At 70.1% G+C, this 19,958-nt stretch carries 25 protein-coding genes and 2 pseudogenes; 12 read left to right on the forward strand and 15 right to left on the reverse strand.

The window, feature by feature from the left end; all coding sequences use genetic code 11:
- Positions 1–323 precede the first annotated feature (323 nt).
- From NBZ83_RS12185 to NBZ83_RS12195, 3 genes are all read right to left on the reverse strand, one after another.
- Positions 324–1,271, reverse strand: a complete 948-nt coding sequence (locus NBZ83_RS12185; RefSeq protein WP_261566673.1) for a sterol desaturase family protein — start codon at positions 1,269–1,271, stop codon at positions 324–326.
- Between the two features lie 145 nt (positions 1,272–1,416).
- Positions 1,417–1,626: a hypothetical protein gene (locus NBZ83_RS12190; protein WP_261566672.1), complete on the reverse strand. Its 210-nt coding sequence runs from the start codon at positions 1,624–1,626 to the stop codon at positions 1,417–1,419.
- A gap of 938 nt (positions 1,627–2,564) precedes the next feature.
- Positions 2,565–2,702 carry a hypothetical protein gene (locus tag NBZ83_RS12195; RefSeq protein ID WP_261566671.1) on the reverse strand — a complete coding sequence of 46 codons (138 nt, stop codon included), beginning with the start codon at positions 2,700–2,702 and terminating at the stop codon, positions 2,565–2,567.
- A 23-nt stretch (positions 2,703–2,725) separates the two neighbouring features.
- Here NBZ83_RS12195 and NBZ83_RS34520 point away from each other — a divergent pair, with 23 nt between their 5' ends.
- The gene (locus tag NBZ83_RS34520) at positions 2,726–2,959 is read left to right on the forward strand and encodes a hypothetical protein (protein WP_261574967.1); all 234 of its coding nucleotides are present in this window, start codon (positions 2,726–2,728) and stop codon (positions 2,957–2,959) included.
- Positions 2,960–3,015: 56 nt separating this feature from the next.
- On the opposite strand, the gene NBZ83_RS12205 is transcribed toward NBZ83_RS34520, so the two are convergent.
- A complete protein-coding gene (locus NBZ83_RS12205) occupies positions 3,016–3,696 on the reverse strand; it encodes an alpha/beta fold hydrolase (RefSeq protein ID WP_261574968.1) in 681 nt (226 codons plus the stop codon).
- A gap of 102 nt (positions 3,697–3,798) precedes the next feature.
- Between NBZ83_RS12205 and NBZ83_RS12210 the strand changes: the two genes are divergently transcribed.
- From NBZ83_RS12210 to NBZ83_RS12225, 4 genes are all read left to right on the forward strand, one after another.
- Positions 3,799–4,461 (forward strand): TetR/AcrR family transcriptional regulator, encoded by a 663-nt coding sequence (locus NBZ83_RS12210; RefSeq protein WP_261566668.1) that lies wholly within the window; start codon positions 3,799–3,801, stop codon positions 4,459–4,461.
- A 42-nt stretch (positions 4,462–4,503) separates the two neighbouring features.
- Positions 4,504–5,340 (forward strand): SDR family oxidoreductase, encoded by an 837-nt coding sequence (locus tag NBZ83_RS12215; protein ID WP_261566667.1) that lies wholly within the window; start codon positions 4,504–4,506, stop codon positions 5,338–5,340.
- A 40-nt stretch (positions 5,341–5,380) separates the two neighbouring features.
- The gene (locus NBZ83_RS12220; RefSeq protein ID WP_261574969.1) at positions 5,381–6,616 is read left to right on the forward strand and encodes an epoxide hydrolase family protein; all 1,236 of its coding nucleotides are present in this window, start codon (positions 5,381–5,383) and stop codon (positions 6,614–6,616) included.
- 382 nt (positions 6,617–6,998) lie between these two features.
- Entirely contained in the window at positions 6,999–7,229 is a 231-nt protein-coding gene (locus tag NBZ83_RS12225) for a hypothetical protein (RefSeq protein ID WP_261574970.1), read from the forward strand.
- Between the two features lie 349 nt (positions 7,230–7,578).
- On the opposite strand, the gene NBZ83_RS12230 is transcribed toward NBZ83_RS12225, so the two are convergent.
- From NBZ83_RS12230 to NBZ83_RS34530, 3 genes and pseudogenes are all read right to left on the reverse strand, one after another.
- Complete coding sequence (locus NBZ83_RS12230; protein ID WP_261574971.1) at positions 7,579–8,091, reverse strand: hypothetical protein; 513 nt, start codon at positions 8,089–8,091, stop codon at positions 7,579–7,581.
- A gap of 373 nt (positions 8,092–8,464) precedes the next feature.
- Positions 8,465–8,938 carry an aldo/keto reductase gene (locus NBZ83_RS34525; RefSeq protein ID WP_308203786.1) on the reverse strand — a complete coding sequence of 158 codons (474 nt, stop codon included), beginning with the start codon at positions 8,936–8,938 and terminating at the stop codon, positions 8,465–8,467.
- Positions 8,925–9,248 (reverse strand): annotated as a pseudogene (locus NBZ83_RS34530) (aldo/keto reductase); the annotation flags it as partial. The pseudogene NBZ83_RS34530 and the gene NBZ83_RS34525, both read right to left, overlap by 14 nt.
- Before the next feature lie 55 nt (positions 9,249–9,303).
- Here NBZ83_RS34530 and NBZ83_RS12245 point away from each other — a divergent pair.
- A complete protein-coding gene (locus tag NBZ83_RS12245; protein WP_261566663.1) occupies positions 9,304–9,618 on the forward strand; it encodes an SbtR family transcriptional regulator in 315 nt (104 codons plus the stop codon).
- Positions 9,619–9,660: 42 nt separating this feature from the next.
- Here the strand turns inward: NBZ83_RS12245 and NBZ83_RS33790 are convergent.
- Both NBZ83_RS33790 and NBZ83_RS12250 read right to left on the reverse strand, forming a co-directional pair.
- Positions 9,661–9,891: pseudogene (locus tag NBZ83_RS33790) on the reverse strand (EamA family transporter); the annotation flags it as partial.
- 26 nt (positions 9,892–9,917) lie between these two features.
- Positions 9,918–10,559: a class I SAM-dependent methyltransferase gene (locus NBZ83_RS12250; protein ID WP_261574973.1), complete on the reverse strand. Its 642-nt coding sequence runs from the start codon at positions 10,557–10,559 to the stop codon at positions 9,918–9,920.
- Between the two features lie 100 nt (positions 10,560–10,659).
- Here NBZ83_RS12250 and NBZ83_RS12255 point away from each other — a divergent pair, with 100 nt between their 5' ends.
- Together NBZ83_RS12255 and NBZ83_RS12260 are read left to right on the forward strand one after the other, a co-directional pair.
- Positions 10,660–11,145: a GNAT family N-acetyltransferase gene (locus tag NBZ83_RS12255; RefSeq protein WP_261574974.1), complete on the forward strand. Its 486-nt coding sequence runs from the start codon at positions 10,660–10,662 to the stop codon at positions 11,143–11,145.
- Positions 11,146–11,156: 11 nt separating this feature from the next.
- Positions 11,157–11,678 (forward strand): GNAT family N-acetyltransferase, encoded by a 522-nt coding sequence (locus NBZ83_RS12260; RefSeq protein ID WP_261574975.1) that lies wholly within the window; start codon positions 11,157–11,159, stop codon positions 11,676–11,678.
- A 37-nt stretch (positions 11,679–11,715) separates the two neighbouring features.
- Here the strand turns inward: NBZ83_RS12260 and NBZ83_RS12265 are convergent, their stop codons facing one another.
- Both NBZ83_RS12265 and NBZ83_RS33325 read right to left on the reverse strand, forming a co-directional pair.
- Positions 11,716–12,525 carry a phosphotransferase gene (locus NBZ83_RS12265; RefSeq protein WP_261574976.1) on the reverse strand — a complete coding sequence of 270 codons (810 nt, stop codon included), beginning with the start codon at positions 12,523–12,525 and terminating at the stop codon, positions 11,716–11,718.
- A gap of 53 nt (positions 12,526–12,578) precedes the next feature.
- Positions 12,579–12,986: a putative immunity protein gene (locus NBZ83_RS33325; protein ID WP_261574983.1), complete on the reverse strand. Its 408-nt coding sequence runs from the start codon at positions 12,984–12,986 to the stop codon at positions 12,579–12,581.
- On the opposite strand from NBZ83_RS33325, the gene NBZ83_RS12275 reads away from it, so the two are divergent.
- The 3 genes from NBZ83_RS12275 (at position 12,871) to NBZ83_RS34540 (ending at position 17,926) form a co-directional block, all read left to right on the forward strand.
- Entirely contained in the window at positions 12,871–14,838 is a 1,968-nt protein-coding gene (locus NBZ83_RS12275) for a Tn3 family transposase (protein WP_261566697.1), read from the forward strand. The two genes, NBZ83_RS33325 and NBZ83_RS12275, sit on opposite strands and share 116 nt — an antisense overlap.
- Before the next feature lie 124 nt (positions 14,839–14,962).
- Positions 14,963–16,696: a DUF4158 domain-containing protein gene (locus tag NBZ83_RS34535; RefSeq protein ID WP_261574977.1), complete on the forward strand. Its 1,734-nt coding sequence runs from the start codon at positions 14,963–14,965 to the stop codon at positions 16,694–16,696.
- 21 nt (positions 16,697–16,717) lie between these two features.
- Entirely contained in the window at positions 16,718–17,926 is a 1,209-nt protein-coding gene (locus NBZ83_RS34540; protein WP_261574978.1) for a Tn3 family transposase, read from the forward strand.
- 26 nt (positions 17,927–17,952) lie between these two features.
- Here NBZ83_RS34540 and NBZ83_RS12290 read toward each other — a convergent pair whose 3' ends face one another.
- Positions 17,953–18,138: a hypothetical protein gene (locus NBZ83_RS12290; RefSeq protein ID WP_261574979.1), complete on the reverse strand. Its 186-nt coding sequence runs from the start codon at positions 18,136–18,138 to the stop codon at positions 17,953–17,955.
- A gap of 132 nt (positions 18,139–18,270) precedes the next feature.
- Positions 18,271–18,633, reverse strand: coding sequence for an antibiotic biosynthesis monooxygenase family protein (locus NBZ83_RS12295; protein WP_261566658.1), 363 nt, complete (start codon positions 18,631–18,633; stop codon positions 18,271–18,273).
- Positions 18,634–18,711: 78 nt separating this feature from the next.
- Here NBZ83_RS12295 and NBZ83_RS12300 point away from each other — a divergent pair, with 78 nt between their 5' ends.
- Positions 18,712–18,966 carry a hypothetical protein gene (locus NBZ83_RS12300; protein WP_261566657.1) on the forward strand — a complete coding sequence of 85 codons (255 nt, stop codon included), beginning with the start codon at positions 18,712–18,714 and terminating at the stop codon, positions 18,964–18,966.
- On the opposite strand, the gene NBZ83_RS12305 is transcribed toward NBZ83_RS12300, so the two are convergent.
- Entirely contained in the window at positions 18,963–19,139 is a 177-nt protein-coding gene (locus NBZ83_RS12305) for a hypothetical protein (protein ID WP_261566656.1), read from the reverse strand. The two genes, NBZ83_RS12300 and NBZ83_RS12305, sit on opposite strands and share 4 nt — an antisense overlap.
- A gap of 441 nt (positions 19,140–19,580) precedes the next feature.
- The gene (locus tag NBZ83_RS12310; protein WP_261566655.1) at positions 19,581–19,934 is read right to left on the reverse strand and encodes a hypothetical protein; all 354 of its coding nucleotides are present in this window, start codon (positions 19,932–19,934) and stop codon (positions 19,581–19,583) included.
- Positions 19,935–19,958 lie beyond the last annotated feature (24 nt).

Below are 19,958 nucleotides of genomic sequence, written 5' to 3' on the forward strand. Positions count from 1 at the left end.
CCACCCACCCACCCGACCGGCTGCGCGAGGCCGCGACGACGATCACCCACGTCGTGCGCCGTCACTACAGGTAACTGCTCGCCTGGTTCGTCGCCCGCCGCTCACGTACTGCTCAACCAGCGGAGTCCTCGCCGGGGCGTCCAGGTCGGCCCGCAGCATCTCGTCGACCGCCGACTTGAACGGGTCCAACCACGACTTGCGCGGCGGCGGTTTCTTCCTCGGCCACGCCCCCGCCAACGCCTCCCGGACCGTACGCCGGTGCACGTGGTACTTGTCCGCCAACGCCCGCAAGGAGGCGAGGCCGGAACCGGTGCCCAGGCCTCCTACGGCCGGCCGGGTGCGGACGGCCGCGCGCGGAACGGGGCGGCGAGCTGGCCGAGCCAGCTGGCCGGCATGGCGTCGCGGATGCCGTAGGCGGTGGGCATCCGGCGGGGGAGGTAGCTGGTGCGCAGCAGCCGGTCCCATACCGACAAGATTGCCCCGTAGTTGCGGTTGACCGCCTCGGACTCGAGGGCGTGATGCCAGTGGTGGAACGCGGGGGTGACGAACACGGCGCTCAACGGCCGCAGCGTGATGCGGGTGTTGGCGTGGGCCAGGAACGGAAAGTAGAACTGGAACGCCATGAAGGCTGCGGAGAAGCTCAGGTCGAAGCCGATCGCGTAGATCGGGATCACGGTCACGACCAGGTTGATGATCTGGTCGAGGGGATGGCCGCGGCTGGTGGACAGCCAGTCCAGTTCGGTGCTCGAGTGGTGCACCGCGTGCAGCCGCCACAGCGGCCCGATCTCGTGCAGCGCGCGGTGGCCGGCGTAGTTCGCCAGGTCGGCGACCAGAACCAGCACGGCGAACTGCAGCCATCCCGGCTGCGCGAGCACGACGTGGCGCACCGCCGATGGGAAGACCCGGTGCGCCGCCGGGCCGAGCACGCCGAGTGCCACCGCGAACGCGATCGTGATCGGCAGGCGGTTGGCGAAGCTGTGCACGACGTCGACGACCCAGTCGGGCCGGGGCGGGCGGTGGATCAGCGGGATGAGCTGTTCGAGGGGGATGAAGACCAGCGCGCAGATCACGAAGCCGATCACCAGTTGTGGGCGCTCCAGTACGCCGGCGGCCACGGCGGCCACGGCGATCAGGCCCGTGGTCACCTGCCGCAGCGCCCTGCTTCGGCCTGCCCCGGATTCTGCGGATCCCTCGGGCACCGGGGTGTTCCCCGGCGCCGCGGTGGCAGTGCTGGTCCCGGCCGACGCGGGTGCTGGCGAGATAGCGGCCATCAGCGTGTCCTCTCGGGATTGCGGCGGATCCGCCGGTGGGGGCCCGACGGCCTGGACCGGCGGATCCGGGTCGCGCCGGTGGGGGCGCCGGCCGTCATAGCCGGCGCCCCCACCGGGCAGCCCCGGCAGCGGCGGGGCACAGAGGCTACTTGTCCGGGTCGACCACGATCGGACCGCCCTTGATCGGACCGCCGTGGCCGCCGCCGATCGGCATTACGCCAGCGTCGGAGGACGAGCCGCGGAACCAGTCCGGGTGGGTGATGGACAGCGTCCCGCCGACCAGGCCGAAGGCGAGCATTGTGATGAGAAGGAGGCGCCCGACGGAGTTCTGGAAAAAAGTCTGTACCGCAGCCATGCATATTCCTTTCGCGCCTGGCACGTGCGCCTCGGGAGGCGCTCAGGAGAAGCGTACGTACCGACCGGAACACCCCGGCGGACCTCTGCCCGCCGGAGAAGAGGCCGACTCGATCCCAGGTTGGGAACCCTTTCGGCTGGCGTTCAGGGTATCCCGCTGAAATCCGGGAAGCGATAGCTGTCGTGCAGTCGACACCCGGCGTTCATGTGTGTACCTCGGCCTGGGCGCGAGGTGGATCCGCGGGCTGATTGATCGCTTTCCCGATCTTTATCGCCGGGATGCTCTGTCTTCGGCTTTCGTGGTGGGTTGTTTGCCTCCGCATTCAGATCTGGCGCTAGTTCTTTTCCGGGCAACACCGCTGGTCAGCGCCCGTCCTCAGGTAGCGCGCCGGCTCCGGATCGCCGCAGCCCCGGCCGGTGGTGGCCGCCGCGGCCAGCGACGCCGGCAGCCATGACCGGGCCGTCCCGACCGCCGCGTCGAGTGCGCGAGGGAATGCGGCGGAGCCGACGACCGCGACGCCCCGCTCGGCTGCCTCGGCGCGTCGACCCCTGCGGCACGAGGGGCTCGAGGTGCCCGAACGGACGCAGGATCGCCAGTAACGCGGCGCCCGTGGGTGTGGACGCGCCGGCGGCGAGGGTGTCAGCGAGCTCCTCGCGGGCTGCCATCGCCTCCCGCAACGGCGCGAGCTTCTCCACGAGCCCGCCGCAGGGCGTCCGAGTTCGTGACGCACTATCCGCCCGATTTTCGGCGGATGCGACGGCAACCTCTTCCTAGATCAGCGACAGTTGCTCGCTGTCGGGCAGGCCGAACCGGTATGGCTTCGGCTATTGACCGGCGAGGGTTTCATAAACGTCACCGCCACCGAGGCACGCGACCGTCGGGTCAATGAGCCCTAGTCAAGGGAACGTTCACAGGGGCATCGCGCACGCGCAAGGGCATCACCCTGCGCGGACGGCGGCGGTGACCTGCTCGTGCAGGGCGAGCGCGAGGGCATGGTCGTCGCGGGCGGTCTCGCGGAAGCGATCCCACCGCTCACCGAAGCCGCGAAACACCTCGGAGAAGTCGTCTCTGGTCATCCTCATGCCCAGAGACAGTCGAGATGGCCCAGGCCCGCTGCAGGTCGCAGCAGCACGCGCCGTTTCGAGCCCAGCTGGGCGAGGCCCGTCATCCCGGCGGTGTTGTTCTGGTCGAGGTCATCACCCGACACGCCTGGGTCCTGGACGCGACGAAGAAAGACCTGCTCGACAGCGATTTCGACCCTTCCGCACTACAGCGTCACTGGGACCGCCTGCTCCCCCTCCTCGACCGCACCCTGGCCAACAGCCGAGGCTGAGGCCACTCGGCGTTGTCGCTCACATCGGCTCCCTGGTCCTCTGCGCGAGGGCACGCTCATCGGCGGGTGCCCTCCAGGTTCAGCAGCAGGTCGGCCACCGCGGCGGGCTGGGACAGGAAGGGGTGGTGGCCGGCGTCGAGCTCGACGACACTCCCGGCCCTGCGGGCGAACGCGCGCTGCAGCCGGGCAGGGGTGCCCCTGTCCTGGGTGCACACGAGGTAGGTGCAGGGCACGTGGTGCCAGGCAGCCGCCCCGGCCGGCTGCCCGGTCACCTGGACGCTCTGCCGGGCGAGGTGAGCCGGCGCCTGCGTCTGGACGCCTGCGTCGCAGTCCGCCAGGAACGTGTCCACGAGCAGCTCGGGGCGAACCCCGAACGTCCCGGCGCCCGGGTCGACGTCCAGAAACGGGGCGGGGGTGCCGTCGCCGAACTCCGACAGGCTCTGCCCGACCTCGGGCAGATAGCTGGAGACCAGCACCAGATGGCGCACCGAGCCGACCCCCGCGGCCGCCTCCGCGGTCACGATGCCGCCGTAGCTGTGGGCGACCACGACGGTGGGTTCGTCGCCGTCGTGGAGCACGTGGCGCACGGCGGCGACGTCTTCGGTCAGCCCCGGGCCACCGGCCCCTGTCGGCACGCCCGCCTCGCCGCAGCTCGGCAGCGCCGGGGACACGCTCGCCACCCCCCGCTCCCGCAGCAGCCCCGCCGCGCGGTGCCACCACCACGCCCCGTCCCGCACGCCCCGTGCACGAACACGACCCTCATCGCCACCTCCGCGGCTGTCCTGGCTACGTCTCGAGCAACGGTAGACGTAGCAGTTGTTACGCGAAAAGATGCGGCGATGGGACGGCGACGACAGCCAGAGATCAAGCAGCGGCTGCTCGACGCGTGCACCGACCACGCGCTCGAGCACGGCCTGCCCGACCGGCTCGAGCCGCTGGCCTGCGCCGCCGGCACCTCGGCCCGCATGCTGATCTACCACTTCGGCACCCGCGACGCCCTGCTCCGGGCCGTCCTCGGCCACGCGCGCCAACGCCAGCTCGACACCTTCGGCGCCCTGCTGCGCGCACGACCCGACGAGCCCTACACCACCACGCTGGCCAACGCCTGGACCTCGATGACCGGCCCGGACGGACAGCCGTTCCTGCGGATGTTCGCCCAGCTGCGGGAGAGCTCGGCGCAGCAGCTGTGGCCCGAGTTCCGCCGTACCGCGACGACCGACTGGCTCGGGCCGCTCACGGACGGCCTGGGCAGCATCGGCCGCCAGGAGCTCGCGACCCTCGTCCTCGCGGTCATCCGCGGCCTGCTCATGGACCTCGACGCCACCGCCGACACCACCCGCACCGATCGAGCGTTCCACCACTTCCTCAGCACACTTGATCACCAGGATGGTGGCGAACGCTCACCGGCCCGCCGCGCCGGCGAACAAGCCAGCAGCGGCGACTGGACCAGCTACGCCGCCGACGTCAGCCGACGACACCGCGCCACGCCACACCCGCGCTAAATCCGTAGCACGGGACCCACGACAACACCGAAACTGGCGATCATGCCTTCCGCCGCATTCGACCCGGTCCAGCTCCGCTGCGCCGCGCTGCCGTTGCATGGCAGGGCGGCGCTGGTCACCGGCGTCAGCCGACGCGCGGGCATCGGATACGCCACCGCCCGACGTCTCGCCGCCCTGGGCGCATCGCTGTTCCTGCACCACTACACACCGCACGACCGGGACCAGCCCTGGGGGGCCGATCCCGGCGGACCACAGGCGGTCATCGACGGCGTGGCCGCCGCCCGCGGCAACGACCAGGCGGCCCTCCACCATGTGGAGGGCGACCTCACCGCCCCCGGAGCACCTGAACGGTTGGTCGACAGCGCCCGCGCCGCCGTCGGGCACCTCGACATCCTCGTCTGCAACCACGCTCGCAGCGGCGGCGACGGTCCGCTGGGCACCCTCGACGCCGCCATGCTCGACACACACTGGGCCGTCAACACCCGCTCGACGATCCTGCTGGCTCAGGCCTTCGCCGCGCAGCACGACGGCCGGCGAGGCGGACGGATCATCTTCATGACCTCCGGGCAGGACCTCGGACCGATGCGCGACGAGGTCGCCTACGCAGCCAGCAAAGGGGCCCTCGCGTCCATCACACGCACCCTCGCCGACCATCTCGCCGACCAGGCCATCACCGTCAACGCCGTCAACCCGGGTCCCGTCGACACCGGCTACGCCCCGCCCGGGGTCCACGAAACCGTCCGCCTCCGTTTCCCACAGCAACACTGGGGCACTCCCGACGACCCCGCCCGCCTCATCGCCTGGCTCGCGACCGACGACGCCGCCTGGATCACCGGGCAGACCCTCAACACCGAGGGCGGCTTCCGCCGCTCAGGCTGACAACCCCGGATGTCGCGGTGGGCGGTAGGAGAATCACGCCATGACCCCCCTGCACGCCTTCCCCCTGGAGCCCGCCCCGATCCATGTGTCCGACGACGTCCTCGATGACCTGCGCGCCCGTCTCACCCTGACCCGTCCGCCGCTGGACGAGGGGAACGAGGACTGGTCCTACGGCGTCCCGGACAGCTATCTGCGTGAGCTGGTCGCCTACTGGCGCGACGGCTACGACTGGCGCAAGGCCGAGGCCGCCATCAACGCCTACGAGCACTACCAGGTGAGCGTCGCCGGTGTCCCGGTGCACTTCCTGCGCAAACCCGGCCGCGGCCCCCGCCCGATTCCGTTGATCCTCACCCACGGCTGGCCGTGGACATTCTGGCACTGGTCGAAGGTGATCGACCCGCTTGCCGACCCGGGCGCGTTCGGCGCCGACCCCGCCGACGCGTTCGACGTCGTCGTGCCCTCCCTGCCCGGCTTCGGTTTCCCCGGCCCGCTCACCGGCTTTCCCGACGTCAACTTCTGGAAGGTCGCCGACCTCTGGCACACCCTGATGACCGAGACCCTGGGCTACGAGAAATACGCCGCCGGGGGCTGCGACATCGGCGGGATCGTCTCCAGCCAGCTCGGCCACAAGTACGCCGACGAGCTGTACGGCATCCATATCGGCTCCGGGCTGCCGCTGGACTTCTTCACCGGCCCCCGCGCCTGGGACCTCGCCCGCAACCGGCCCCTCACCGACGACCAGCCCGCCGACATCCGCGCCCGCATCATCGAGCTGGACCACCGCTCGGCGTCCCACCTCGCCGTGCACACCCTCGACGGCGCCACCCTGGCCCACGGCCTCGCCGACTCCCCCGCCGGCCTGCTCGCCTGGCTGTTGGAACGCTGGAACGCCTGGAGCGACAACGGCGGCGACGTCGAGTCCGTCTTCACCAGGGACGACCTGCTCACCCACGCCACGATCTACTGGGTGAACAACTCCATCGCCACGTCGATGCGCTACTACGCCAACGCCAACCGCTACCCCTGGGCCCCCGCCCACGACCGCACCCCGGTCGTGCAGGCCCCGGTCGGCCTCACCTTCGTCACCTACGAGAACCCGCCCGGCATCCACACCGCCGCCGAGCGTGTCCAGGCGTTCACGACCGGCCCGCAGGCCGGCTGGTTCAACCACGTCAACGTCAACGCCCACGACCACGGCGGCCACTTCATCCCCTGGGAGAACCCCGACGCCTGGGCCAGCGACCTGCGCCGCACCTTCCACGGCCGCAGGCCCTGAACAACCCGGACCCCGAGCCGACGGTCATACTCGGCTCGTCGGATCTCGCTGCGAAGCCAGCCCGATTGTCCGACCATGGGCCTGGTGACCAGCACGGTCCGCCACCCGATCACTGATCGCCTACGACCACTGAAGAGATAGGACTTACTCGTTTAGCGGACCGCGTTCCTCGGCGCACCCAAGGCGGTCGCCGCACGCGCCTACCACGACCCGCCGATGCACCAGGCCGACGCAGAGGCGTACACCCGGCCTGCCCCTGTGCGGAAGCGTGTGAATTCGAGATCTCCGGGCGTCGGCTGATTCGGCTGATGCTGAACCCAGCGCGCTACGGCGTCCGTGCGGGCCGTGGCGTGCGGTGGCATCGCGTCTTCGTCACGCCGGCGTGAGACGGATAGTCGGGGAAGGCGTCGGGCTCCTCGTGCTCGGCGTGCTGGTCGGGGTCGGTGCGCTCGTCGGGCTGGCGTTCGCCCGGCCCGACGTCGGCGCCGTGGTGGGTACGTGCATCGCCGGGGGCCTGCTGGTGCTCTGGCTGGCGTGGACGATGGCCTTCTACGTCCGCAGGGCCCGACGGGAACGTCGAACGCAGCCAGGAGCGAAACCCTCTGACACCTGAATGAGGAGCCGGCCCCCGCCTTCCAGGCCGAACCAGTCCATTGCACGAAGAGGCGGTAGTCGAGCGCATCGACCTCACCGTCGTGGTTGACGTCTCCGATGCAATCCAGACTTGTCTGGTCACCTCCCAGACAAAACGTACCCGCCCGGAGGCGGCGCAGCTGTTGCGGCCGGTATCTGGAGTCCCAGCAGGGCAGAGAACGCTGCGATTACCAGAAGTCGCCCGGCCGCCACAACCTGCTGTCCCGATGGCGAACGTTCATGGCACACCTTCATCTTCCGTCGTAGGAAGATTTTCGACGCTTCACCAACGGTAACAGCGATAGCGATACTGACGGCAGTGAGCCGCCCTACCTACGGCTGCCGTTCCAGCCGCCGTTCTGCCGGCTGCCGCCGTTCCAGCTGCCGCTCTGCCGGCTGCCGTTCCAGTCGCCGCTCTGCCGGCTGCCGCCGTTCCAGCTGCCGCTCTGCCGGCTGCCGTTCCAGTCGCCGCTCTGCCGGCTGCCGCCGTTCCAGCCGCCGTTCCAGCCGCCGCTCTGCCGGCTGCCGCCGTTCCAGCCGCCGTTCCAGCCGCCGCTCTGCCGGCTGCCGTTCCAGCCGCCGTTCTGCCGGCTGCCGTTCCAGCCGCCGTTCTGCCGGCTGCCGCCGTTCCAGCCGCCGCTCTGCCGGCTGCCGCCGTTCCAGCTGCCGCTCTGCCGGCTGCCGTTCCAGCCGCCGCTCTGCCGGCTGCCGCCGTTCCAGCCGCCCTGCTGACCGCTGCCGCTCCAGCCGCCGCTCTGCTGACCGCCGCCCTCTGGAGCGCCGGGTGGCTGAGCCTGCGCCGTTGTACCTGCCAGGACGATCGCGAAAACTGCGAATACCATTACTCCAAGACTCAGCGCTTTCCTCACGAGAGTCACCGTTTCTCCTTTCGTCGCCGTGATATTGTTCCCGACCGCCCTCCAAAAAAACGGTTTAGCTCGCTATTAAATTTATTGCGACGTGAGGTTTGAGGCAGGGTCCGCTCGGTTCCGCCGAGTTTGCTGTGAATGCAAGAAATAGGCGGATTCCTGGCGCGACACGTCCTTCTGGTGGAAGTGTTGGCCATGGCGTTTGCTCCGATGGTGCTCCCGACACTACCGTTTCGCAGCCCCGAAACGCTCGGAATTAGGTATCCGCAGGATGTCGCCGTTTATGTGGGGGTTTTCCTGCCGGTCGGCGAGGTGGCCGGCGCGGCCGCGAGACGGCGCGTCCGGTTCACTGGCCGACGGCGCGGCGGCGGCGCTTCGGGTCGGCCAGGACGGCCGCGCTGTAGCCCGCGTCGTCGGGGTTGAGGGTGGTGCCGGGCGCCACGACGCGGTCGATGCGGTCCAGCACGGCGGGTTCCAGGGTGATGTCGGCGGCGCTGAGCTGGTCGTGCAGATGCTCGGCGGTACGCGGGCCGATGATCGCCGCGGTGACCGCGGGGTGCGTGGTGACGAACGCCAGCGCCAGCTGGATCAGTGTCAGACCCGCTTCGTCGGCGATGCCGGCGAGTGCGGTGGCGGCGTCGAGCTTGGCCTGGTTGCCCGGTACGTCCAGGTCGTAGTGGGAGAGCGTGGCGCGAAAGGGCATCGTCTGGGTGCGGTGGCTGGTCGGGTCGGCCGCGTCGCGGTGCCACCGGGCGGATCTTTCCCGCCCGGACGAGATCGGACAGCGCGCCCAGGGTCTCGTCGAGGTCGGTCGCGGCATCGGGCCGGTGCACCTGGTACAGGTCGAGATGATCGGTGCCCAGGCGGCGCAGGCTGTCCTCGCAGGCCCGGACGATCCAGCGCCGCGAGGCCCCGCGCTGGTTGAGGCCGGGGCCCATGGGACTCGACACCTTGGTCGCCAGGACGACGTCGTCGCGCCGTCCGGCGATCGCCTTGCCGACGATGAGCTCGGACTCGCCGCCCGAGTACACGTCGGCCGTGTCGATGATGGTGACGCCCGCGTCGAGCGCCGTGCGGATGATGCCGATCGAGTCGTCGTGATCGGGGTTTCCCCACGCCCCGAACATCATCGCGCCCAGGCACAGCGAGCTGACGTGGACTCCCGTACTCCCCACCAAGCACGGGATGGCCGACACGCTCAGGACCCTCCTGCACAACGACGAGCACCTGAGCTCGCAGACGCGCGAGCAGCTCACCGGCGCGATCGAGGAGTTCCGTCGCGCCGGGATCACCCAGGGGGTGATCCGGAAGGACGTGCCCGCACCCGACATCCTCATGAGCCTGGCGGGTGTCACCCTCGTCGCCGGGGCTGCCCACCAGCGCGTGCAGGCCGAGCGGCTGCTCGATCTGCTGATGGACGCCGTCACCCGCCCGGACCGATGGCGCGGGGCCACGGACTCGTCTCCCGGCGCCCTGCCCGTACGCAGGACCGGAACGTGACCGGAGGCTGCCGCGGGTCTCGCCCAGCCCCAGGGCGAGACCGCAGACCACGACCGCGATGCCGGCCCAGACAGCCGGGGCGGGTACCGCGCCGGTCACTGGCACGCTGATCGTGGCGGCGGCCACGGGGGCGATGCCCGTGAGCAGCCCGGCGCGACCCGCGCCGATCCTGCGCACGCACGTGTACCAGAGGAGGAACGCCACCGCGGTGACGGCTACCGCGAGGTAGCCGATCGCCTCACGGACACGCCGAGCAGCCACAGCCACAGCCACGCCACACGGATGAGCGTGCCTGCCTGTCAGCTCTCCGGGGTGATCGGCTTGTGCCAGATCAGAAGGTAACGCCAGAACAGCAGCCGTCGCACGCGCACGCCGGGCAGGACGGCGGCGGCCTGACGGGCGGCCTGGCGGGTGGTCAGCGGCGGATCCATGACCACGGGCATGCTCGCGCGCGCAGGGTCCTTCGCGAACCAGCTGGTGCTTCCCAGCAGCCTGTTCGTGAAGAACATCGCGCCAAGCAGGCGATGTCCGACGGCCGCGACGATCTCGACAGGCAGTTCCCGGCGCAGATCCGTCCGGGGCACGGCAACGACGGCGAGGACCCCCCCGGGCCGCAGGGCGGCGGCGAGCACCGCACATGCGTCCTGCAACGGCATGTGGTGCAGTGCGCTGATCGAGAAGATCGCGTCGTAGTCCTTGCCCGGCAGCGGGTCGGCGAGCACGTCGGCGAGAACGCAGTGCACGTTGCGGGGGGTGCGACGCCTGGCCTCGTCGATCATCTCTGTGGAGCGATCGACGGCGTCGACCTGCTCACTGTGCCGGGCGAGCCGGGCCGCGAACGCGCCGGCGCCACAGCCGACATCCAGCACCCGTCGGCACGGCTGCGGCCTCTGGCGCAGCAGCAGCCGGTGGTAGTAGGCGTTGTGATCCCAATTGAGCACAACCACACGCTAGCCCGCCCCAGATGTTGGGTATCCGGGTGGCTACTCGCTTGAAGCGGCGATCCTGGAGCCCGTGGAACCTGTGCTGGAACCAGACCCGGTGGCGGTTCGTCTCGCGCAAAATTATGATCTTCCCGCCGCGCTGGGTGTCTGGCGTGAGGCCAACAGTGCCCGTGGGCGACCTCCCGACGCTGCGCGGATCGCCAGGGTGCGGGCGAAGCTCGCCGCCCCCGATGCTCTGCTGCTCATCGCCTGCGCCGCAACGAGGGTTGTCGGCATGCTGCTGGCCGAACCGGGCCGCGGTCAGGACGGGCAGGGACCGAGACTGGACGGGCTGTGTCACATCTCGATGGTCTTCGTCCACCCCGACCGCTGGGGGCGACACGTGGGAGAGCGACTGATCGGGTATCTCGCGGACCAGGCTGGCAGCCGCGGGTACGCACGGCTGCAGCTGTGGACCGGAGCCGACAACGACCGCGCGCTGCGCCTCTACCGTCGGGTCGGTTTCGTTCCCAGCGGGCGGACATCGCGCACGGACGGTGGATTGGCGATCGTGCAGTTCGTTCGCCCGACCTCAGGATCATAGGGACTCCGCCTGTGCTTGTTCGCCCGGCCGGCGTCGACGATGTCGAGCGGGTCGCCGAGGTGCATGTGCTGTCCTGGCAGGTCGCCTACCGCGGGCTGTTGGCGCAGTCGCTGCTCGACGGGCTGCGTCCGGCGCAGCGGGTGCCGCGGTGGACGGCGGCCGTGCGCCAGGCCGCGTGGCCGGCCCGGGGCGTCCTGGTCGCCGACGACGCCGGTGACGTGGTCGGCTTCGCGTCCCTGCATCCCAGCGCCGACCACGACCAGGATCCGACGGAGGTGGGCGAGATCGCCTCGTTCTACGTGCTCCCGGCGGCGTGGGGCCGGGGCGTCGGAGGTCGGCTGATGGCGGCGGCGGTGCGCACGCTCGGCGCGGCCGGCTTCACGTCGGCGACGTTGTGGGTCCTGGAGACCAACGCCCACGCGATCGGGTTCTACGCCCACCGGGGCTGGGAGCCCGACGGCGCGGTCCGCGACGACGTCGTGGGCGGGATCGCCGTTCGCGACGTACGGTACCGGCGGGAGCTCGCGGTGTGACACATGCACGCACGAGCCCTGGGGCGGCGCCGGATGGCTAGGCGAGTTGGGTGCGGTGCTCGGCGACCCAGTGGTAGGCGGCGCGGACCTGGTCGATGGCTCCGGCGTCGCGTAGCCGGATGGCGGCGGGTTCCCCTGCGATCACCCCGGCCTCGATACCGCGCCAGCAACGGTCCTGCCACCAGAGGATCGTTTCGATCAGAGGTGGGTGTCCGGTCAGCCCGTAGGCGTCGCGGATCAGCCGGATCCTGCGGGCCGCCTCGGTCGGTTCGGTCGTCGACGGGCCGAGGTCGAGGAACTGCCAGCACAGGTGGGCGACGTCGTGGATGCGTTCACCGGGTGCGGCGAGGTCCCAGTCGAGGAAGGCCACCGGGTGCGGCTGCTGACCGAGATCGCGGTAGACGGTGTTCTTCGGCGACAGGTCGTTGTGGCAGACGACGTCGTGGCCGCCGGCCAGCGGTGTCCCCGCGGTGAGGTCGTGCAACTCGCGGACCAGCTCGGCGACCCGGATCAGGCTCGCGTCGGACCGGACGGCAGGGCCGTGTTCGGCCTTCCAGGGAACATGCCCGTCGAGGAAGCTGAGGATCTCCCGGTTCTGCTCGTCGATGCCGAGCAACCGCGGCGCCCCCGGCCAGCCTTGCCGGTCGAGGAAGCCGAGCAGACGGTGGACGAACTCGGACCGGGACGTGCGCGGCCTGCGCACGGTGTCGCCGATCCGGACGACCGTGTTCACGAAGCCGCCGGGCAGGGCCTCTTCGGCCGCGTCCACCTCCACGTCCACCTCCAGCACGATCCGCAGCTGACTGGTAGCTGCTCGTTCTACCCGCCCACGGGCACCCCTGGGCACGCGGGCGTTCATCTCGGGGAGATGCCCGGCTCGGACCACCACCCCTCGCGCACCTACGCGCCGCAGCGGCGCTGATCAGCGGCGGTGGCGGCGGGATCGGTGACGTCCCGGGCGGCGGCGAGGGCCGCGAAGGCAGGGGAACGCAGCGGCCCCTTGCCCATCTGTCCGCACGCATAGGAGCGGATGCCCTCGATGGCCTCGCGAGGGCGGGTGTCGCCGGGAGCCTTCTGGTCGAACAGCGGCAGCACCCGCTCGGCGCAGTCGGCAGCCCAGATTCCGATGGAGTCCGACGAGTGGGGCGAGGGCGTCCCGGTGGAGGTGCTTTGGGACGCGATCGAGACGGCGGTGGGCTCTCGGGACAGGTTGCGGGCGGCGGTAGACGGGGTGGCGGAGATGATCCCGCCGGCCGGGGCGGACCCGGACGGGCGGTGGCGGGCCGCGGTGGTCGAGCGGTTCGCCACGGTTCGCCCGTTCCTGCGGGTGCTGTGTGAGGTGATCGAGTTCGGGGCAACCGCGGACGCGCAACGGGTGTTGGACGCGATGCGGGCGTTGCCGCAGATCCTGGACACGCGGCCGAGCGATCGGATCCCGAAGGGCTACGCCGACGCCCGCAAGGTGGATGTGGCGTTGGTGCCGGGCGGGTGGTGGCAGCGGCTGGTTTTCCCGAAGGGCCGCCCGGAGGGCACGGTGGACCGCAACGCCTACGTGTTCTGTGTGCTGGAGCTGTTCCATACCGGGCTCAAGCATCGCGACATCTTCGCCGAGGCCTCCGACCGGTGGTCGGATCCGCGGGCCCAGCTGCTGACCGGAGCACGCTGGGCCCAGGCGAAAGACGCCGCGCTGGGGGCGCTGCAGCTGCCCGAGGATCCGGAGGAGTTGCTGGCCGAGCACGCCGCGGACCTCGATGGGGCGTGGCGAGCGGTCGGCGGTGGGATCGTGCCGGACGGGCCGGTCAGCATCGACGCCGACGGCCGGCTACACGTGGCCAAGGACGATGCCCGCGACACGCCACCGAGTCTTGTCGACCTGCGGGACCGGACCGGGGCGATGCTGCCCGGGGTCGACCTGCCCGAGGTGATCCTGGAGGTGATGGCCGAATACCCGGCCTTCGCCGAGGCGTTCACCGCGGTCTCCGGCGGGAACACCCGCCTGGCAGACCTGCACGTGTCGATCGCGGCGCTGCTGACCGCCCACGCGCTCAACGTCGGCCTGAAACCGGTTCTGGCGGATCTACCGGCATTGACCCGCGACCGGCTCGCCCACGTCGAGCAGCACTACCTACGGCCGGAGAACTACGCGGCGGCCAACGCAGTCCTGATCGAGGCGCAGGCCACCATCCCGCTGGCCCAGTTGTGGGGTGGCGGGCTGGTCGCCGCAGTCGACAGGATGCGGTTCGTGGTCGCGGTGCGCACCGCGGACGCCCGGGCGAACCCGAAGTACTTCGCCCACAAACGGGGCGTGACCTGGCTGAACATGATCTCCGATCAGGCGGTCGGACTGGCCGGCATGGTGCTGTCCGGCACCCCACGCGACACCCTCAACGTCGTCGACCTGGTCTACAACCCCGACGGCGGGCCTCGACCGGAGGTGCTGATCACCGATGCCGGGTCGTACTCCGACGTGGTGTTCGGCATCGTCACCTTGCTCGGCTTCGACTACCGGCCGGTGCTCGCCGACCTGCCGGACACCAAGCTGTGGCGTATCGACGCCGGCGCCGACTACGGCATGCTCGACAAGGCCGCCCGAGGCCGGGTCGACCTGGCCAAGATCCGCCGACACTGGCCGGACATCCTGCGGGTGATCGCCTCGGTGCACACCCGTGAAATCTCCGCGCACGACGTGATCCGGGTGTTGCAGCACGACGGCCGGCTCACCGACCTCGGCGAGGCGGTCGCGCACTACGGGCGCATCTTCAAGACCCTCCACGTGCTGACCTTCGCCGACGACCCCAGCTACCGCCGGCACCTCAAGGGGATCCGCAATCTGCAAGAAGGCCGCCACGGCTTGGGTCGGCACGTCTTCCACGGCCGCAAGGGCGAGCTGTACCAGGCGTACCACGCCGGCATGGAGGACCAGCTCGGCGCGCTCGGACTGGTCCTGAACTGCATCACCCTGTGGAACACCCTGTATCTGAATCACGCGCTGGGCGCGCTACGGACTCAGGGGTACCCCGTGCTGGACGCTGACGCCGCCCGGCTGTCGGCGTATCAGCACAAGCACATCAATGTGCACGGCCACTACACCTTCGCCTTGCCCGACCTCGGTGAGCAGCGGCGCCGTCCGTTGCGCGACCCCGACCAACTCGACGAGTAGTTCACTGGTCGGGGTGCTGGTAAGAAACGTGTCACCAGGGGCAAACGCGGGTGATCTAGCGTTGGGTCTCCTTGGTGTGCGTGCGGGTGTTGGCGCCCGGCGCGCCGGGCCATGATGTTCGGCCGTGGCCCGATCGCTGGATCTCGATGAGCTCGTCGAGCACTGGACGTTGCTGGATGACGAGCGGGAGCTGATCGCTGGCAAGCGCGGGCCGACGCGGCTCGGCTTCACGGTGATGTTGAAGTTCTTCACCCAGATAGGCCGGTTCCCGCGGGGGCGCAGCGAGCTGCCGGACGAGGCCGTCGCGTACGTGGCCCGCCAGGTCGACGTGGAGCCGGGCGACGTGGAGCCGGGCGACATGGGCTTCTACGAGTGGACCGGGCGCACGATCAAGTACCACCGGGCACAGATCCGTGAGCATCTGGGCTTCCGGGAGTGCTCGGTGGCCGACGCGGACCAGCTGGCCGAGTGGCTGGCCGCCCATGTGTGCGAGACCGAGCGCCGCTCGGAGCTGGTCCGCGAGGAGCTGCTGGCGCGCTGCCGTGCCGAGCGGATCGAGCCGCCGGCCGCCGGCCGGATCGACCGGATCGCACGCTCCGCCCTGCATCAGGCCGAGCAGACGCTGACCACCCGGATCGCCGGGCGTCTGCCGGCCGACGTCACCGGCCGGCTGCGCGCCCTGGTCGCCGTCGATGTCCCGGACGACGACACCGGTCAGGACTCGGTGCTGGCGCTGATCAAGTCAGTGCCGGGCAACATCAGCCTGGACTCGATGCTCACCGAGATCCGCAAGCTGCAGGCGGTCCGCGCCCTCGGCCTGCCCGACGGGCTGTTCGCCGATATCGCCCCTCGGGTCGTCGCGGCCTGGCGGGCCCGGGCTGCGGTGGAGTCCCCCTCGCATCTGCGCGACCACTCCGACGCGCTGATGCTGACGTTGCTCGCGGCGCTGCTGCATCACCGGCTTCAGGAGATCACCGACACGCTCGTCGAGCTGCTGATCTCGACGGTGCACCGGATCGGCGCGCGGGCGGACAAGAAGGTCACCGACGAGCTCATCAATGCCTTCAAGCGGGTGACCGGCAAGGAGAACATCCTGTTCGCGATCGCCGAGGCGTCGCTCGGCAGCCCGGACGAGCCGGTGCGCGAGGTGGTGTTCCCGGCGGTCTCCGGCGGGGAGCAGACGCTGCGGGAGTTGGTGCACGAGTTCAAGACGAAGGGTCCGGTGTACCGGCGCACGGTGCAGACGACGTTGAAGGCCTCGTACTCGAACCACTACCGGCGCGGTCTGATCGCGCTGCTCGGCGTGCTGGAGTTCCGGTCGAACAACGACACTCACCGGCCGGTCCTCGACGCGCTCGACCTGATCCGCCGGTACGCCGGCACCCGGCTGACGTACTTCCCGACCGGCGAGACGGTGCCCACCCACAAGGGGCTGCTGGGCGACTGGACGGAGCTGGTGTTCACCGACCCGGCCAAGGGCCCGAAGCGGGTCGTGCGCGGCGTGTATGAGATCTGCACGTTCCAGGCGCTGCGCGACAGCTTGCGGTGCAAGGAGATCTGGGTCGTCGGCGCGGAGAAGTGGCGCAACCCGGACGAGGACCTGCCGGCTGACTTCGAGGCCGACCGGGCCGGGCACTACGCCGCGTTGCGCAAGCCGTTGGACCCGACCGTGTTTATCGAGCAGCTGCGCGAGGAGATGCGCGCCGAGCTGGCGGCGCTGGACGCGGCGGTGCCGAAGCTGCCCTGGCTGGAGATCGCCGAGCGGGGCAAGAACGGCCCGATCCGGCTGACCGACCTGGACGCCGCTCCCGAGCCGCGTAACCTGCGCCGGCTGAAAGCCGAGATCCGGACCCGGTAGGGCACCGTCCCGCTGATCGACATGCTCAAGGAGGCGGTGCTACGCACCGGCTGTCTCGCCGCGGCGACCGCGGCCGCCGGCCGCGGGGACCTGGCCCCCGCGGTGCTCGCGGAACGGCTGATGCTCGCGATCTACGCCTACGGCACGAACACCGGTATCCGCGCGATCGCCGGGTCCTCCCAGAGCGGGCACAGCGAGGACGACATCCGCTACGCCCGGCGCCGGTATCTGACCATCGACCTCGCCCGCACGATGGCCATCGAGATCGCCAACGCGACGTTCGCCGCCCGGGCCCACGCCGTCTGGGGTGCCGGGTCGACCGCGGTGGCCAGCGACTCGACGCACTTCGGCGCGTTCGACCAGAACATCTTCACCGAGTGGCACTCCCGCTACGGCGGCCGCGGCGTGCTGATCTACTGGCACGTCGACCGCAAGAGCATGGCCATCCACTCCCAGCTACTCAGCTGCTCGGCGTCCGAGGTCGCCGCGATGGTCGAAGGCGCGCTGCGGCACGACACGACGATGAAGGTCGAGGGCAACTATGTCGACTCCCACGGCCAGTCCGAGATCGGCTTCGGCATCACCCGGCTACTCGGCTTCGACCTGCTACCCCGCATCAAACGGATCAACAAGGTCCGCCTCTACCGGCCCGCCGCCGGCGAACCCGACGCCTACCCCCAGCTCGCGCCGGCGCTGACCCGGCCGATCCGCTGGGACATCGTCGCCGAACAGTACGACCAGATGATCAAATATGCCACCGCGATCCGGACCCGCACCGCCTCCGCCGAGGCGATCCTGCGCCGCTTCACCCGCACGAACGCGATCCACCCCACCTACCAGGCGATGATCGAAGTAGGCCGGGCCCAACGGACCCTCTTCGTCGCCCGCTACCTGCGCGACCGCGACCTGCAACGCGAGATCAACGAGGGCCTGAACGTCGTCGAGTCCTGGAACCGCGCCAACAGCGTCATCTTCTTCGGCAAGGGCGGCGACATCGCCACCAACCGCCGCGACGAACAGGAACTGTCGGTCCTCTGCCTGCGGGTGCTGCAGGCCGCCCTGGTCTACGTCAACACCCTGATGGTCCAGGACGTCCTCGCCGACGACGACTGGGCCGACCAGCTCACCGACGCCGACCGGCGCGGGCTGACCCCGCTGTTCTGGACACACGTCGCCCCCTACGGCGAGGTCAAGCTCGATATGACCAGCCGCCTGGTGCTCGGCGGCTGATATGTGGGGCCGCAGGCCGGTTCGGGTCAGCCGTCGCTGACGGCCAGCTTGGCGCCGGCCATCATGGCCGCCAGGTCGTCAACGCCGGCGGCGGTGCCGTCCGGCCGGTGCAGCGTGAACCCGGCCCGCGCGAGGATCGGCAGGATATCCGCGGCGTACTCGCGGGCGCGACACGAGCTCGCCGCCGCTCCACTACAGGCCAGCCAGATCATCGCTGTCTGCCCCGGTGACACGTTCCTTACCGGCGCCCCTTCGTGCTCGGCGCGGTGGCCACGCGTATCCCGTGGTGGGCGGCGCAGTGGCTGGCAGGCGGCCCGGACCCGTGAACCGCCGCCATTGCCGGATCAGGGATCGAGGTGCCGGGGCCCAGGGCCGACCTCGCGGACGACGGTGTAGGTGGGCAGCCCCGCCATCCGCGGTTCCGCCTTGCCTGACAGGCCCTCCAACGCCTTGCCGATGGCGGCCATCCGGCCGTCGGTGTCGGAGGTCTCCACGAAGTGGCGGTAGTCCGCCTCGCTCGCCCAGTGCACGATGTTGTACACCCGCGTGCCATCCGTGCTGACGTGGAAACGGGCCGAACGGTAGCCGGGATAGAAACGTACCCACCGTTCCTGGATCTCCGCGAACGCATCCACCAGCTCACGCTGTGTGGCGACGCCGTCAACGGTGTAGTCGATGATCGAATAGAAGCCCGGCTCTGTGCTCACCAGCACGCTCCTCCACGAGTCGGATCCGCGGCAGGTCCTTGGCTGGCAATCGTGCAACTTCAACCGAGGTTGAGGTCAATGCCTGCCGCGCAGGGTGAGCTGGCGGTGGCCTCACCACCATGTCGCGGCGTGCTCGGGCGGTCCGGTGAGGGTGGGGTTTCGGGTCAGGTGGTGTCGCCGTCGGGGCGGGGTGACGAGCTCCTGTTCGTCGAACAGGAGCTGGGTTTGGCCGTCGGCGAGCACTTCATGCGCGGCCTCGCGGATCATGTCTCCTCGGTACGCGAGGTCATCCGCGCTGGTGTCGCGGTCGGCGGCAGCCAGGTCGGGGCTTAGCAACTCGGCGATCCGTAGCAGCGCGATGTGCGCCTGCCACGCGGCGCGGCGAGCGGCTCGGGCTGCTCGCCGAGCATCGCCGGCATGATCACCTGCCCGGCGCAGTCCGCCAGGTGGCGCACCTGGTCGTGGCGCAGTGGCGCCGCGGCCGGCACCATGCGGTCCGGTCCCATGCGGTCCGGTCCCATGCGGTCCGGTCCCATGCGGACGGTCGGGTCGATGCCCTGAGACCGCAGATCGGCTGGGCATGTCGGTCAACCAGGCATGCCCGTGCTTCGACATGCCAACCTGATCGACACACACCCCTCGGGCACGATTTTGGATCTTCAACAAACCTTCGTTTCCTGAAGATCTCTCCCGGAAGATCGTCAAGGGCCCGGAGGCCGTCAAGAACTCCTTCAAAAACGAGGTGGTTCAACAACCCGGAAAGGCCGTTTTCTGAGAAGATCGCGAGGTGTCCGCAGCCCACGAGCCCACCGAGCTCCTCGCCGCCGAGCCGGCGGTGCTCACCCAGATCCGGATCGGCTAGGGGGACCACCGAGATACGCCAGAAAGGGGCAATGAATCGTCGGTCGACGTCGCGTGGCGTCGATCCCTGGTTGCGACCCGGGGGGCTACAGCCCGAGGGCGTCGGCCAACGCCAGGGCAAGGGCACCAGCGAAGGCGCCGGCGCCGGCTAGAACGGCGCGCGCCGGACTCGATCCGTCCTTCCATGCGAGGAAGCCGCCGACGAGGGCCACCGAGATGGAGACGGCGGCGCACAGCGCGACCACGAGGACGGTCTGGCTCTGGTAGGCAGTGGTCGTAGGGACGGCCATGATCGGAGAGATCTCCTTCGGTGGGCGGCATGAGGAGGCCGTCTCCTGAGCGGGGGCGGCCTCGTTGAACCGGTCGATGCGGCGGCTGCGCTGTTCGATCCGGCTCGTCCTCAACGTCTTGCCGGGGAGGGTTCCGTCCGCGAGCAGCATCCGTCCGTCAAGCGATCCGGATCA

This window comes from Frankia gtarii, from assembly GCF_025403375.1.
Classification (GTDB): Bacteria; Actinomycetota; Actinomycetes; order Frankiales; family Frankiaceae; genus Frankia; species Frankia gtarii.

What these genes read in the sequence shown, in the direction of transcription:
- NBZ83_RS34525 (WP_308203786.1), bottom strand. Translation starts at nt 8,938, where the DNA reads ATGCCGCGACCGACCTCGACGAGACCCTGGGCGCGCTGTCCGATCTCG.
- NBZ83_RS34540 (WP_261574978.1), top strand. Translation starts at nt 16,718, where the DNA reads ATGCTCAAGGAGGCGGTGCTACGCACCGGCTGTCTCGCCGCGGCGACC.
- NBZ83_RS12310 (WP_261566655.1), bottom strand. Translation starts at nt 19,934, where the DNA reads ATGCTGCTCGCGGACGGAACCCTCCCCGGCAAGACGTTGAGGACGAGC.
- NBZ83_RS12190 (WP_261566672.1), bottom strand. Translation starts at nt 1,626, where the DNA reads ATGGCTGCGGTACAGACTTTTTTCCAGAACTCCGTCGGGCGCCTCCTT.
- NBZ83_RS12210 (WP_261566668.1), top strand. Translation starts at nt 3,799, where the DNA reads ATGGGACGGCGACGACAGCCAGAGATCAAGCAGCGGCTGCTCGACGCG.
- NBZ83_RS12305 (WP_261566656.1), bottom strand. Translation starts at nt 19,139, where the DNA reads ATGGGACCGGACCGCATGGTGCCGGCCGCGGCGCCACTGCGCCACGAC.
- NBZ83_RS12300 (WP_261566657.1), top strand. Translation starts at nt 18,712, where the DNA reads ATGCCTGCCGCGCAGGGTGAGCTGGCGGTGGCCTCACCACCATGTCGC.
- NBZ83_RS12245 (WP_261566663.1), top strand. Translation starts at nt 9,304, where the DNA reads ATGGCCGACACGCTCAGGACCCTCCTGCACAACGACGAGCACCTGAGC.
- NBZ83_RS12185 (WP_261566673.1), bottom strand. Translation starts at nt 1,271, where the DNA reads ATGGCCGCTATCTCGCCAGCACCCGCGTCGGCCGGGACCAGCACTGCC.
- NBZ83_RS12195 (WP_261566671.1), bottom strand. Translation starts at nt 2,702, where the DNA reads ATGACCAGAGACGACTTCTCCGAGGTGTTTCGCGGCTTCGGTGAGCGG.
- NBZ83_RS34520 (WP_261574967.1), top strand. Translation starts at nt 2,726, where the DNA reads ATGGCCCAGGCCCGCTGCAGGTCGCAGCAGCACGCGCCGTTTCGAGCC.
- NBZ83_RS12220 (WP_261574969.1), top strand. Translation starts at nt 5,381, where the DNA reads ATGACCCCCCTGCACGCCTTCCCCCTGGAGCCCGCCCCGATCCATGTG.
- NBZ83_RS12290 (WP_261574979.1), bottom strand. Translation starts at nt 18,138, where the DNA reads ATGATCTGGCTGGCCTGTAGTGGAGCGGCGGCGAGCTCGTGTCGCGCC.
- NBZ83_RS12230 (WP_261574971.1), bottom strand. Translation starts at nt 8,091, where the DNA reads ATGGTATTCGCAGTTTTCGCGATCGTCCTGGCAGGTACAACGGCGCAG.
- NBZ83_RS12215 (WP_261566667.1), top strand. Translation starts at nt 4,504, where the DNA reads ATGCCTTCCGCCGCATTCGACCCGGTCCAGCTCCGCTGCGCCGCGCTG.